At 60.9% G+C, this 13,783-nt stretch carries 13 protein-coding genes; all 13 read left to right on the top strand.

All coding sequences use genetic code 11. The features are described 5' to 3' along the window. Positions 1-48: 48 nt before the first annotated feature. A complete protein-coding gene (locus ECTOBSL9_RS15245; protein WP_063465767.1) occupies positions 49-918 on the top strand; it encodes a polyprenyl synthetase family protein in 870 nt (289 codons plus the stop codon). Between the two features lie 17 nt (positions 919-935). Beyond that, positions 936-2,093, top strand: a complete 1,158-nt coding sequence (locus ECTOBSL9_RS15240) for a methyltransferase (protein ID WP_082829998.1) — start codon at positions 936-938, stop codon at positions 2,091-2,093. 97 nt (positions 2,094-2,190) lie between these two features. Then, positions 2,191-3,150: a chlorophyll synthesis pathway protein BchC gene (gene bchC / locus ECTOBSL9_RS15235; RefSeq protein ID WP_063465765.1), complete on the top strand. Its 960-nt coding sequence runs from the start codon at positions 2,191-2,193 to the stop codon at positions 3,148-3,150. A 68-nt stretch (positions 3,151-3,218) separates the two neighbouring features. Continuing rightward, positions 3,219-4,175 carry a chlorophyllide a reductase iron protein subunit X gene (locus ECTOBSL9_RS15230; protein ID WP_063466243.1) on the top strand — a complete coding sequence of 319 codons (957 nt, stop codon included), beginning with the start codon at positions 3,219-3,221 and terminating at the stop codon, positions 4,173-4,175. A gap of 202 nt (positions 4,176-4,377) precedes the next feature. Further along, a complete protein-coding gene (bchY, locus tag ECTOBSL9_RS15225; protein ID WP_240481008.1) occupies positions 4,378-5,715 on the top strand; it encodes a chlorophyllide a reductase subunit Y in 1,338 nt (445 codons plus the stop codon). Further along, the gene (gene bchZ, locus ECTOBSL9_RS15220) at positions 5,715-7,166 is read left to right on the top strand and encodes a chlorophyllide a reductase subunit Z (RefSeq protein WP_063465763.1); all 1,452 of its coding nucleotides are present in this window, start codon (positions 5,715-5,717) and stop codon (positions 7,164-7,166) included. The genes bchY and bchZ overlap by 1 nt, the downstream gene beginning before the upstream one ends. A 274-nt stretch (positions 7,167-7,440) precedes the next feature. Continuing rightward, positions 7,441-7,599, top strand: coding sequence for a light-harvesting antenna LH1, beta subunit (gene pufB, locus ECTOBSL9_RS15215; RefSeq protein WP_025281025.1), 159 nt, complete (start codon positions 7,441-7,443; stop codon positions 7,597-7,599). 90 nt (positions 7,600-7,689) lie between these two features. Next, positions 7,690-7,887: a light-harvesting antenna LH1, alpha subunit gene (gene pufA, locus ECTOBSL9_RS15210; RefSeq protein ID WP_025281947.1), complete on the top strand. Its 198-nt coding sequence runs from the start codon at positions 7,690-7,692 to the stop codon at positions 7,885-7,887. 151 nt (positions 7,888-8,038) lie between these two features. Next, complete coding sequence (gene pufL / locus ECTOBSL9_RS15205) at positions 8,039-8,863, top strand: photosynthetic reaction center subunit L (protein ID WP_063465762.1); 825 nt, start codon at positions 8,039-8,041, stop codon at positions 8,861-8,863. A 15-nt stretch (positions 8,864-8,878) separates the two neighbouring features. Continuing rightward, positions 8,879-9,853 carry a photosynthetic reaction center subunit M gene (gene pufM / locus ECTOBSL9_RS15200; protein WP_063465761.1) on the top strand — a complete coding sequence of 325 codons (975 nt, stop codon included), beginning with the start codon at positions 8,879-8,881 and terminating at the stop codon, positions 9,851-9,853. Between the two features lie 71 nt (positions 9,854-9,924). Further along, positions 9,925-10,989 (top strand): photosynthetic reaction center cytochrome PufC, encoded by a 1,065-nt coding sequence (pufC, locus tag ECTOBSL9_RS15195; protein WP_168161579.1) that lies wholly within the window; start codon positions 9,925-9,927, stop codon positions 10,987-10,989. A gap of 247 nt (positions 10,990-11,236) precedes the next feature. Continuing rightward, positions 11,237-12,283, top strand: a complete 1,047-nt coding sequence (locus ECTOBSL9_RS15190; protein WP_063465759.1) for an AI-2E family transporter — start codon at positions 11,237-11,239, stop codon at positions 12,281-12,283. Positions 12,284-12,337: 54 nt separating this feature from the next. Further along, complete coding sequence (locus tag ECTOBSL9_RS15185; RefSeq protein WP_063465758.1) at positions 12,338-13,765, top strand: mannose-1-phosphate guanylyltransferase/mannose-6-phosphate isomerase; 1,428 nt, start codon at positions 12,338-12,340, stop codon at positions 13,763-13,765. Positions 13,766-13,783: the final 18 nt, after the last annotated feature.

Genomic DNA, 13,783 nt, shown 5'->3' with positions numbered 1-13,783 from the left:
AACGTACCAATGACAAGCTAACCTTACACTACGGGGCGGAGGCACACCATGGAAGCCACGACGCGAATCGAGCAGGCACTTGAACAGGCTCTGGCTGATGGCGAGTCGCCGGCCGGGCCGCCCTTATTGCTTGAAGCGATCCGCTATGCAGTCTTCCCGGGCGGTGCCCGGATCCGTCCCCAATTGGTGCTGGCCGTTGCCCAGGCCTGCGGTGATGATGCCCCCGAAGTCACCGACGCCGCCCTGGCCTCTATCGAGCTGATGCACTGTGCCTCTCTGGTCCACGACGATCTGCCCTGTTTCGACAGCGCCGACATGCGTCGCGGCAAGCCCTCGGTTCACGCTGCCTACGGTGAGCGCCTGGCGGTGCTCGGTGGAGACGCCCTGATTGTTCTGGCCATGGAAGTGCTGGCCCGGGGTACGGCCAGTTCGCCGGAACGGCTTGCGCCCCTGTTGCTGACGGTGGGGCAGGGCGTGAGCGTGCCCTCGGGCATCATCGCCGGTCAGGCCTGGGAATGTGAGCCCAAGGTGGATCTCGCCGAGTACCAGCGTGCCAAGACAGGCGCCCTGTTTGCGGCGGCCACCATGGTGGGTGCTGCGGCAGCGGGTCACGACCCTGCTCCCTGGCGTGCCTTGGGCGAGAAGCTCGGGGAAGCCTTCCAGGTAGCGGATGATCTGCGTGACGCAGTGTCCAATCCTGAGGAGCTGGGCAAGCCAGTGGGTCAGGATGAGGCCCTGGATCGGCCGAATGCGGTTCGCCAACTGGGCGTCAAGGGCGCGACTGAACGCCTCAAGCGTTTGCTGGAAGAGGCCATGGATTCCATTCCGGCCTGCCCGGGTGAGGCCGAATTGCGAGTGCTGCTCATGAAGCAGGCCGCCAAGTTCCTGCCCAAAGAACTGGCCCAGCAGGCCGCCTGAACCCAGGCAATTCTCCCATGACAAGATACTGGAAGCGGATGGCGACAGGCTCGCCATCCGGAGCCCTGTGGCGCGGCGGTTTTCTGTCGTTGCGTAATCGCATCCTCTCCAGCCCTGCCTTTCAGCGCTGGGCGGCTGCATTCCCTCTTACCCGGCCCATTGCCCGTCGGCGTGCCCGTCACCTGTTCGATGTGGTTGCTGGCTTTGTCTATTCGCAGGTGCTCTACACCTGCGTGCGGCTCAAGCTGCTGGAACATCTGCACGCTCAGGGCCCGCAAACCGTGCCAGAGTTGGCTCGGTATCTGGATCTGCCCGAGGAAAACTGCCTGCTGTTGCTCAAGGCGGCGGCTTCGCTCAAGCTGACGGAATATTACGGTCGTGGCTGTTACGGGCTGGGCGCGCAGGGGGCCGCCATGATGGCCAATCCCGGTATCGCTGCCATGGTGGACCACCATGCCATGCTCTACGAAGACCTGGTGGACCCGGTGGGTCTGCTGCGCGGGCATTACCCGCAGACCCGGCTTGGGGGGTACTGGGCCTACGCCGGGGATGGTCCGCCCACGACGCTGGCGGGTGAGCAGATCACGCCGTATACCCGACTCATGTCGATCTCTCAGCAATTGGTGGCGGAGGAAATTCTTGATGCCTTCAACCCCAAGGGCTACAAGCGGCTGATGGACCTGGGGGGCGGCAATGCCACTTTTCTATCAGCGGTAGCCCGTCGCGCGCCGGATATCGAGCTGGTGCTCTACGACCTGCCGGCGGTGGCCGAGCAGGCTCGGGAAAATTTCCAGGGTCAGGGGTTGGCCCATCGAGCCACGGCCATAGGCGGGGACTTTTTCCAGGATGAGCTGCCCAAGGGCGCGGATCTCATCTCCCTGGTGCGCGTCGTCCATGATCATAATGACGACCACATCCTGGGGCTGCTTCGCGCCGTTCGCGAGGCCTTGCCGAAGGATGGCGCCCTGCTGTTGGCAGAACCCATGTCCGGCACCCGGGGTGCCGAGCCCATAGGCGATGCCTATTTTGGCATTTACCTCTTTGCCATGGGGCGTGGACGCCCCAGAACGCCTGTCGAAATCGAAATTTTACTAAGAGAATCAGGGTTTAGCCGGGTGCGCTTGCTGAATACCAGAAACCCCTTATTGACCCGTGTCATGTTGGCCCAGCCGTGACCTCGGGTGCGTGTTAGTTTGGGTTGACAACCTCTAGGGTCACGCTAGACTTACACGCATATCTCGTAGGGGCAAGAACGCCCCGGGTCAAATTGCCATGAAAGCGACAGCCGTCGTCATCGAAAAGCCTGAGCATCTTGTGATCAGTGAGCTGGACCTGTCCGTTCCAGGCGATGCTGACGTGGTCGTTGATATTGCCTTCAGCGGTATCAGTACCGGCACGGAGCGCCTGTTGTGGACCGGGCGCATGCCCAGCTTTCCCGGCATGGGCTATCCCCTGGTGCCTGGTTACGAATCGGTGGGGCGCATCGCTGCCGCCGGTCCTGAGTCGGGTCGGCAGGTGGGCGAGCAGGTCTTTGTGCCGGGCGCAGCCTGTTATGGCGAGGTTCGCGGCCTTTTCGGCGGTGCCGCTTCCCGCGTTGTGGTGCCGGGTGCCAAGGTGGTGCCGCTGCCGGATGATCTGGGTGAGGAGGGTGTCCTCCTGGCGTTGGCGGCAACGGCCTATCACGCCATCTTTCAGGGTAAGCCGGTGGATGGGCTGGATAAGGCCGCCCTGCCTGAACTGATCGTTGGTCACGGTGTGCTGGGTCGCCTGCTGGCCCGCGTTGTCGTGGCGGCCGGTGGACAGCCGGTGGTCTGGGAACTGGATGCCGAACGGGCAGTCGGCGCCGAGGGCTATACGGTGGTCCATCCGGATAAGGATGAGCGCCGGGATTATCGCTGCATCGTGGATGTCAGTGGTGATTCGAAGATCCTGGACACCCTGGTCGCCCGGCTCGCGCGCGGTGGGGAAGTCATCCTGGCTGGCTTCTATAGTCAGCCACTGAGTTTCGAGTTCCCCCCTGCCTTCATGCGCGAGGCCAGGATCCGATGTGCGGCTGAGTGGCATGCATCGGATCTGATTGAGGTCAAGAAGCTCATTGAGTCGGGTGGGTTATCCTTGAAAGGCTTGATCACCCATCGGTATCAGGCTGCCCAGGCAAATGAGGCTTACCGCATCGCCTTTGGTGACCCCCAATGTCTGAAGATGATCCTCGACTGGAGGAGTGGCCAGTGAAGAAGGCAGACGGCCAATCCTCCGTGTCACTTGAAAGCCTCCGTGGCCAGCTCCGTTCCGGGGCTGGCATGGACTCCAGTCAGCCTGAAGGGGACGTTAGCGTGCAGAGCTCTTCCGCCAAAGAAACCCAGATTATCGCCATCTACGGTAAGGGTGGGATTGGCAAGAGCTTCACCCTTTCCAATCTTTCCTACATGATGGCGCAGCAGGGCAAGCGTGTGCTGCTCATCGGTTGCGACCCCAAGAGTGATACCACCTCCCTGTTGTTCGGTGGGCGTGCCTGCCCGACCATCATTGATACCGCGGCCCGCAAGAAACAGGCGGGCGAGCAGGTGGAGATCGGTGATGTCTGCTTCAAGCGCGGTGGCGTGTTTGCGATGGAACTGGGCGGGCCCGAAGTAGGGCGCGGCTGCGGGGGGCGTGGGATTATCCACGGCTTTGAAATCCTTGAGAAGCTGGGCTTCCATGAGTGGGGTTTCGACTACGTCCTTCTGGACTTCCTGGGTGATGTGGTCTGTGGCGGCTTTGGTCTGCCCATTGCCCGTGACCTGTGTCAGAAGGTCATCGTGGTCGGCTCCAATGACCTGCAATCCCTGTATGTGGTGAATAACGTCTGCTCGGCAGTGGAATACTTCCGCCGCCTGGGTGGCAACGTGGGCGTTGCGGGCATCGTGATCAACAAGGATGACGGCACCGGTGAGGCCCAGGCCTTCGCCAAGGCGGCCGATATCCCGATCCTGGCCTCCATCCCGGCGAACGAAGATATTCGCCGCAAGAGTGCTAATTATCAGATCGTGGCCCATCCTGATGGGGAATGGGGTCCGCTGTTCGCGGAACTGGCCACGCAGGTGGCCGAAGCCCCGCCCAGGCATCCCAACCCACTGAGCCAGGATGACCTCCTGGGCCTGTTCACCAGCGAAGAGGTGGGGCGTGATGTGGTGCTCGAGCCGGCCACCCAGGAAGACATGCATGGCGGCTTGATCGTCAAGAAGCCGTCTCTCGAGGTGATCTATGACGATGTCTGAAGGGCATCGGGGTCACGCGGGTGACGCCAGCCGCACCGAAACCCTCTCCGGCGCAGGGGAGGGTTCGTCCACATCCGGGTTTTATGATGCATCGACCAAGACGACGGTTGAAGCTATCCCCGTGACTGTAGAGACCACGCAAAGTGCCCAAGGTTCACACTCGGGTAAATCGGCCGGGGGGGCTCATGACCAACCCCAGAGCATGTGCCCGGCATTCGGTTCCCTTCGGGTGGGTCTGCGCATGCGTCGCACGGCGACGGTGCTGTCCGGGTCTGCCTGTTGCGTATATGGGCTGAGCTTCACGTCGCATTTCTACGGCGCGCGTCGCACTGTCAATTACGTCCCCTTCGATTCCGAGACCCTGGTTACCGGCAAGCTGTTCGAGGATATCCGCGAGGCGGTCTATCAGCTCGCCGACCCGGCGCTCAACGATGCTGTGGTCATCATCAACCTGTGCGTGCCCTCGGCTTCGGGTGTGCCGCTCCGGCTGCTGCCCAAGGAGATCAACGGGGTTCGTATCATCGGTCTGGACGTCCCGGGTTTTGGTGTGGGAACCCATGCCGAGGCCAAGGACCTCCTGGCGGGTACCATGTTGCGCTATGCCCGGAGCGAGGCAGAACAGGGGCCGGTACAGGCACCCCGCGAAGGCCGCAAGGATAAGCCCACTGTGACTCTGCTGGGGGAAATGTTCCCGGCCGATCCCATGGGACTTGCCGCCATGCTCGAGCCGTTGGGGCTGGCGACCGGCCCGGTGGTGCCCACCCGCGAGTGGCGCGAACTGTACGCTGCCCTGGATTGTGCGGTGGGTGCTGCCATTCATCCGTTTTATACCGCTTCGGTGCGTGAATTGAACGCGGCAGGCCGTGAGGTGGTTGGATCTGCGCCGGTGGGCTATGACGGCACCGCCGCCTGGCTGGATGCCATTGGGCAGGCCTGTGGCGTGAAGCAGGCTGCGATCGATGCCTCCAAGAACCGCTTCCTGCCGGCCATCAAGGGCGCGCTGAGTGGTGCGCCGATCAAGGGACGCATCACCGTGTCCGGATACGAGGGCTCCGAGTTGCTCGTGGCCCGTTTGCTGATTGAAAGTGGTGCCGATGTCCCGTACGTGGGTACGGCCTGCCCGAAAACGCCCTGGTCCGCTCCCGATCGGGAGTGGCTGGAAGCCAAGGGGGTGCGTGTTCAGTATCGCGCCACTCTGGAGCAGGATATTGCCGCCATTGAAGAGTTTGGCCCCAATCTGGCCATCGGCACGACGCCAGTGGTGCAGCACGCCAAGGAGCGGGCCATCCCTGCCCTGTACTTCACCAACCTGATCTCCGCGCGCCCCCTGATGGGTCCTGCAGGCGCCGGTTCATTGGCGCAGGTGATCAACGCGGCGCTGGGCAACCAGGCGCGTTTCGATCGGATGAAGGCCTTCTTCGGTGATGTGGGCAGGGGTGCCAATGCGGGTGTATGGGACCACGTGCCCCAGGACGAGGCTGAATACCGTGATCGTTTGGCCAAACAGCGCAAGGCCTCCAGAAAAGGGGGGGCACTCTGATGCTGGTACAGGATCTGGATCGTGCAGGTGGTTACTGGGGCGCAGTCTATGTGTTCAGTGCCATCAAGGGCCTGCAGGTCATCATTGATGGCCCTGTAGGCTGCGAAAACCTGCCCGTCACCTCGGTGCTTCATTACACCGATGCCCTGCCGCCCCATGAGTTGCCCATTGTGGTGACCGGTCTGGGCGAGGAAGAACTGGGCCAGACCGGAACTGAAGAGGCCATGAAACGGGCCCACAGCACGCTTGATCCCGAGTTGCCGGCCGTGGTGGTGACAGGGTCGATTGCAGAGATGATTGGTGGGGGCGTTACGCCGGAAGGAACGAACATCCAGCGTTTCCTGCCCCGCACCATCGACGAAGATCAGTGGCAGTGCTCCGACCGTGCCTTGAACTGGCTCTGGGCCCAGTACGGACTGAAAAAGGTTCCCGAGCTGAAGGCCCGCAAGGCAGGCGAAAAGCCCAAGGTCAATATCATTGGCCCCAGCTATGGCAACTTCAACATGCCGTCGGATCTGGCGGAGATTCGCCGCCTGATCGAAGGGATTGGCGCCGAGGTGAACATGGTGTTCCCTCTGGGTAGTCATCTGGCAGAGGTGTCGCGGCTTGCGGACGCCGAAGTGAATGTCTGTCTGTACCGGGAATTCGGGCGACAGCTTTGCGAGACCCTGGAGCGCCCGTATCTGCAGGCGCCCGTGGGCCTGCACAGCACTACAAAGTTTCTGCACAAGCTGGGTGAGTTGCTGGGCCTGGATCCGGAACCGTTCATCGAGAAGGAAAAGCACACCACCATCAAGCCTGTGTGGGATCTGTGGCGGTCGGTGACGCAGGACTTCTTCGGTACGGCCAGCTTCGGCATCGTGGCGACTGAAACCTATGCCCGGGGGATAAGGCATTTCCTGGAGGACGAGATGGGTATGCCCTGTCACTTCTCCTTCTCGCGTAGCGCGGGTGTCAAGCCGGATAACGCGGCCGTGCGCAAGGCCGTGCACGAAAAGACCCCTCTGGTGTTATTCGGAAGCTACAACGAGCGTATGTACTTGTCGGAGATCGGTGGTCGGGCCATGTATATCCCGGTCTCTTTCCCGGGTGCCATCGTGCGGCGTCATACGGGCACGCCGTTCATGGGCTACGCCGGCGCCACCTACCTTGTACAGGAGGTGTGCAATTCATTGTTTGACGCCTTGTTCCACATTCTGCCCCTCGGGACGGATCTGGATCGGGTGGATGCCACGCCCACACGGATGCACCGCGAGCTGCCCTGGGACGACGATGCCAAGGCGGCGCTGGACAAGCTGGTGGATTCCTATCCTGTACTCACCCGTATTTCCGCGGCCAAGAGACTGCGGGATGCCATTGAGGGCGCCGCTCGCAAGGCGGGTGAGGAGCGTGTGACGTTGGAACGTGTCACCCAGAGCGCGGCTGGTGTGTCGGCCGGGAGCGTGGCATGAACGTGGCTTTTCTTGGTTGTTGCCGATTGGGCTGTATCAACGGCCTGGCGGCGACGATCATGACCTCCCGGCCGGGGGGTCATGGGTCGATCGTGGTGGGGGCTGCAGAGATGGAGGAACCTCCGTTCTCGGATGGCTTCGACCAGATTCGGGAATTTACCTGTTCTGGATCACGATCGTTGAACCTGTCGTAGTGTAAGGTTAACTGCGACGTAAGTGATCGCGTTGAGTCAACGCGGTATTTGCCAATTAGGCTCATTTGGAGGGTATTTAAATGGTTGATGAAACGAAAGGTTCGCTCTCGGGGCTGAATGAAGAGGAGGCCATGGAGTTTCATGGTGTCTTCATGACCAGCATGATGGGCTTCCTGGCGGTTGCCGCTGTGGCCCACGTTCTGGCTTGGATGTGGCGTCCCTGGGGTGTGGCTTGGTAAGACGCTTCGCCTGAAAGGCGAATCGAGTCTTAAGCCGTACCTTTAGCGAAGCAGTAAAAGCAGTTTCTTTCCAATATAGGAGATTTCAATATGTGGCGTGTTTGGCTGCTGTTCGATCCGCGCAGAGCGCTGGTTGCCCTGTTTGCGTTCCTGGCCGTGCTGGCTCTTCTGATCCACTTCATCCTGTTGAGCACCGAGCGCTTCAACTGGATGCACAGCGCCTCTCTGGTCGATACGACCGAGCAGGTTGCGGTGCAGGCTCAGACAGGCAAGTCAACCCTGGGCTGAAGACGTCTGATGCCCACGCTCCCGGGCGGGATAATGGCTGTGAAATATTCATCCCGCCCGGTATCTGGGCCAATACGTTGACCAGAGTGTTGAGAGTTTAGGGCAGCGGCCGGAATCTCCGGCCGGTGCCTTCTGACCGGAGGTTCTAGGAATGTCCATGCTGAGCTTTGAGAAGAGATACCGCGTACGCGGGGGGACGTTGATTGGGGGCAATCTATTTGACTTCTGGGTAGGCCCATTCTACGTTGGTTTTTTTGGGGTGCTAACGGCCATCTTCGCAGCGCTGGGAACGCTGCTGATCGTCTGGGGCGCGGCGATGGGCCCAACCTGGAATATCTGGCAGATTAATATCGCCCCACCTGACTTGAGTTATGGCCTGGGTCTGGCTCCGCTTGCGGAGGGCGGCCTATGGCAATTCATTACCATCTGCGCCATCGGTGCATTTGTCTCCTGGGCACTTCGCCAGGTAGAAATCTGTAACAAACTGGGCATGGGCTACCATGTGCCGATCGCGTTCAGTGTTGCGATCTTCGCCTATGTCGCGTTGGTGGTCATCCGCCCGGTCCTGCTGGGTGCCTGGGGTCATGGTTTCCCCTACGGCATCATGAGTCACCTGGACTGGGTGTCCAACGTCGGTTACCAGTTCTTGCACTTCCACTATAACCCGGCCCACATGCTGGCCATCACGTTCTTCTTCACCACGGCCCTGGCCTTGTCGCTACATGGCGGCCTGATCCTGTCCGTGACCAACCCGAAGAAGGGCGAGGCCGTCAAGACTCCCGAATACGAAGATACCTTCTTCCGTGACACCGTTGGCTACTCCATTGGCGCCCTTGGTGTGCATCGTCTGGGTCTCTTCCTGGCTTTGAACGCCGCTTTCTGGAGCGCCGTGTGCATCATTCTGAGTGGTCCCTTCTGGACCCGTAGCTGGCCGGAATGGTGGAACTGGTGGCTTAACCTTCCGATCTGGGCTTAATGTAAGGGGACCACAATGGCCGAATATCAGAATATATTCAATCGAGTGCAGGTCCAGGCGGAGCCTGAGGCCGGCGTCCCGCTGGAAAATGAACGGGAACGAATTGGCAAGCCGATGCTGATGCATCTAGCTGGCCGATTCGGTAACGCCCAAATTGGCCCGATCTATCTGGGCTACACGGGACTGTTCTCGATCCTCTTTGGTTTGATCGCATTCCTGATCATTGGTTTCAACTTTTGGGCCCAGGTGAACTGGGACCCTGCGCAGTTTGTACGTCAACTGTTCTACCTGGGTCTGGAGCCGCCACAGGCTCAGTATGGCCTGGGCATCGCACCGCTGGCTGAAGGTGGCTGGTGGCAGATGGCAGGATTCTTCCTGACAGCCTCGATCCTGCTGTGGTGGGTGCGTGTCTATCGTCGGGCACGGGCGCTGAACCTGGGCACCCATGTGGCCTGGGCGTTCGCGGCGGCGATCTTCCTGTATCTGTCCCTGGGCTTCTTCCGTCCGCTGCTGATGGGTGACTGGTCGGAAGCAGTTCCGTTCGGCATCTTCCCGCACCTGGACTGGACGACTGCCTTCTCCCTGAAGTACGGCAACCTGTACTACAACCCGTTCCACATGCTCTCCATTGCCTTCCTGTATGGCTCGGCTCTGCTGTTTGCCATGCACGGTGCAACGGTTCTGGCAGTGGGTCGGTACGGCGGTGAGCGCGAAATCGAGCAGATCACCGACCGCGGTACAGCTTCCGATCGTGCCGCTCTGTTCTGGCGCTGGACCATGGGCTTCAATGCCACCATGGAATCCATCCACCGCTGGGCCTGGTGGTTCGCCGTCCTGACCGTGATTACCGGCGGTATCGGCATTCTGCTCACGGGCACGGTGGTTGATAACTGGTACATGTGGGCGATTGATCACGGCGTCGCACCGTCGTATCCGAACATCTATCCGCCCGTCGAAGATCCGGCCATGCTTCAAGGGATGTCGCAATGAATACCATTACGCGCAAAACTGTGACAGTGGCAGCACTGACAGGTGCTGCACTCCTGGTGACTGGCTGTGAGATGCCAGTTGGAATTGAAACCGAGCAGAAGGGTTATCGCGGACTGGGCATGGAGCAGGTGACCAAGCGTCATCTGGAGGCCAGAAAGCGTGCTGACATGGTCATCCCTGATGCCGAACCACCGGCAAGTGATGCCGGGCCGCGCGCTGGGGATATCTACTCCAGTGTGGAAGTGTTGGGTGATCTCAGCATTGCGGAGTTCAACCGTCTGATGAACGCGATCACCGCCTGGGTGTCGCCGGAACAGGGTTGTAACTACTGCCACGTGCCGGGTGACTTCGCAGATGAAAACATCTATACGAAGATCGTCTCCCGGAACATGCTCGAGATGACGAAGACCATCAACACCGAGTGGGATGCCCACGTGGGTGAAACAGGTGTGACGTGCTACACCTGCCACATGGGTAATCCGGTGCCGACGGAAATCTGGTTCGAGGATCCAGGTCCGAGGCAGGCCGGTGGTGTGGCTGCCAGCCGGATGGGTCAGAACCTGGCCGGTCCTAATGTGGCTTCCACCTCGCTGCCCAACGATGTGTTCAGTGCGTTCCTGGCGGATGATCCCAAGGATCTGCGTGTAACCCCGCGTTCCACGCTGCCCATGGGTGACAATCCCCATAACGTGATGGATGCGGAGTGGGGCTTTGGCCTGATGATCCACATGTCCAAGGCGCTGGGTGCCAACTGCACCACCTGCCACAACACGAACAACTTCCCGGACTGGCAAACCAGCCCGCCGGAGCGTGTGACGGCATGGCACGGCCTCGAGATGGTTCGGGCGCTGAACGTGGACTATCTGGATCCGCTGCAGCCGGTGTATCCGGACTCCCAGTTGGGCCCCTTGGGTGATGCACCCAAGACCAACTGCGCCACCTGCCACAACGGCCTGCAACTTCCTCTGGATGGGGCCAACATGCTGGCGGACTATCCCGAACTCAACCGCGTTCAGCGGCGTGAGGGCTGGGAGCCGACCGAAGCCGATGCTGAGTTGAGCGAGACCCAGGTGGATCCCGACATCTCTGCGGATGACTTCGACGAGGACGCAGCCGAGGAAGCGGCTGGCATCTAAGGTTGGAATGGGCTTCGGCCCGCTGACAACCTGAGCAGTATCACAGGGGACCCGCAAGGGTCCCTTGTGCGTTTTGGGTATCCCGGTTCGTGTTGAGGCTCAGGTTGTGGTACTGGGTGACTGAATACACTGATTTCCCGGGTGCAGTGCTTCCTGGCTTTGTGTATCGTCTGACAGATACATTCCCCCATTCCCAAGCCTTCCAGGCGGCTAGAAGATCGTGATACTTGAGCGGTTAAGTAAATCCATGCCCTTCTCCTCGAGCGAAACCCTCGGCACCTGGCACTGGTTGCTGGGCGCCGCTGCGGCCGTGGTCATCCTCGCTGGACTCAAGGAGGTGAGCCATATACTCACGCCCTTCCTGCTGGCGGCATTCCTGGCCATCATCTCAGCACCGCCGCTCACCTGGATGGAGCGCCGTGGAGTGCCTGGCGCGCTGGCTGTGCTCATCCTCTTTCTTTGTGTTGGATTCACGTTCTTCCTGCTGTTCCTGGCCTTGAGGGGGGCGGCCGAAAACATGGCCAGTCAGGCGCCGCTTTACCAGGAGCGCATGGAGCAGTGGTTGGTGGATCTGCGGGAGGCTTTCGAGGCCCGGGGCTTGCCGGTGGAGGTGTTACCGGAGGAGGTCTCCTTACCGGGAGCGGCCACGCTGACCAGTGCGGCTCGAGGGATCGCCGGGGGCTTGGGGGCTTTCACAGCGAGTACCTTCCTGGTGCTGCTGGCTTACATGTTTTTGTTGCTGGAGGAGCGCACGCTGGCGGCTAAACTGAATGCGGCGTTCCCGGGGCGCCCTCGGGCACGGGTTCGGATGCGGCGTTTCCTGCGGTCTGTGTATCGCTACCTGCTGATCAAGAGTGCGGCCAGCTTTACGACGGGCATCGTCATCTGGGCGGGTCTCGCCCTGATTGGGGTCGATTTTGCCGTACTCTGGGGCATTCTGGCCGGTTTGCTGAATTTCATCCCCAATGTGGGTTCCATCATCGCGGCGGCGCCAGCGCTTCTGATCGCGTTGTTGGGCATGGGCATCCCGGAGGCGCTGATGGTTCTCGGCCTCTATGTGGCCGTGAACGTGACCATTGGCAGTGTGCTGGAGCCGCGGTTCATGGGGCGCACGCTCGGGCTGTCGCCCGTTATCGTGCTGGTGTCGTTGCTGGTGTGGGGTTGGGTGTTCGGCCCGGTGGGAATGATATTGTCCATTCCGCTGACCATGATCGCCAAGCTGGCTTTGGAGGCGCAGCGGGATACCCGGTGGATTGGCATCATGATGAGTGATCGGGTGAGACGCGGTGACTGACAGCCGCCGACATACCGGGTCTGGCGAATAAAGTGAACAATTGGATGAATCAATATGGAGATCTCCGTGGGCATCGTTCCTGTGATCCTTTCCGGCGGCGCGGGTACCCGGCTGTGGCCCATGTCGCGACAGCATTACCCCAAGCAGTTCTTACCCCTGACGGGTCAGGGTCAGACCATGCTTCAGGCAACACTGGCGCGACTGCCCAAGGACCCTGCTATGGTGGCCCCCGTTGTCGTGTGCAACGATGCCCACCGGTTCCTGGTGGCCGAGCAATTGCGGCAGACGGGTGTGGATCCATGCCAGATCATCCTGGAGCCGGTTGGCCGCAATACCGCCCCGGCGGTGGCTTTGGCAGCCTTGGAGCAGACGGCATCAGGGGCCGATCCGGTCATGGTGGTGATGCCTGCGGATCATCTGGTGGCCGACGTGGAAGCCTTTCAAAGGGCCCTGGCCGAGGCTGTGTCCCTGGCCGAGGCGGGTGATCTGGTGACCTTTGGCGTGGTGCCCACCGAGCCCCACACAGGTTACGGATATATCCTTGCCGATGAGGCGAAGGGCCGCTCTGGCGCGCCGGTGAAGGCGTTTGTGGAAAAACCTGACCGGTCCACTGCCGAGGACTATCTGGCCTCCGGAGATTATTACTGGAATAGCGGCATGTTCGTATTTCGCGCCTCGGCATATCTGGATGAGCTTCAGCAGCATGCACCGGATGTCCTGGAGGCCTGTCGTCGTGCCATGGAGGGCACGCAGGCGGATCTGGACTTTTTGCGGGTGGATCGGGAGGCCTTCGCCGCCTGTCGCTCCGAGTCCATTGATTATGCGGTGATGGAAAAGACCCGCCGGGCGGTCATGGTACCCCTGGACGCCGGCTGGAGTGACGTGGGCTCCTGGGAGTCGTTGTGGTCGGTGGGCGAGCGCAACGGTGATGGCAATGTGGCCGTTGGCGACGTGATGACGGTGGGGTCTCGCAACTGCTACGTGCACGGCAACCATCGCCTGGTGGCCGCAGTGGGTGTGGAGGATCTCATTATTGTGGAGACCTCCGATGCGGTCCTGGTGATGCATAAGAACCGCAGTCAGGATGTGAAGGAGGTTGTCGCCCGCCTGAAGGCCGAAGGGCGGGAGGAGTCGGAGAATCACCGATGCGTCGCGCGGCCCTGGGGCAGCTATGAGCAGATCGACATGGCGTCCCGTTTTCAGGTGAAGCGGATCACGGTGAAGCCGGGCGAGACCCTGTCACTGCAGATGCATTATCACCGCGCTGAGCACTGGGTGGTGGTGCGGGGCACAGCGCGCATCACCCGGGGTGAGGAGCAGTTTGTGCTCACGGAGAATCAGTCCACCTTCATCCCGCTGGGGGTGACGCACCGTCTCGAGAACCCGGGCAAGATCCCCCTGGAACTCATCGAGGTGCAGTCGGGGAGTTACCTGGGGGAGGATGATATTGTGCGGTTTGAGGATACGTACGGGAGGGCCTGAGTCCGGGGGCGTCCCGGG

Source organism: Ectothiorhodospira sp. BSL-9 (genome assembly GCF_001632845.1).
Classification (GTDB): domain Bacteria; phylum Pseudomonadota; class Gammaproteobacteria; order Ectothiorhodospirales; family Ectothiorhodospiraceae; genus Ectothiorhodospira.
Note: the sequence above shows the minus strand (reverse complement) of the source record. Positions and strands in the feature narration are given on the sequence as shown.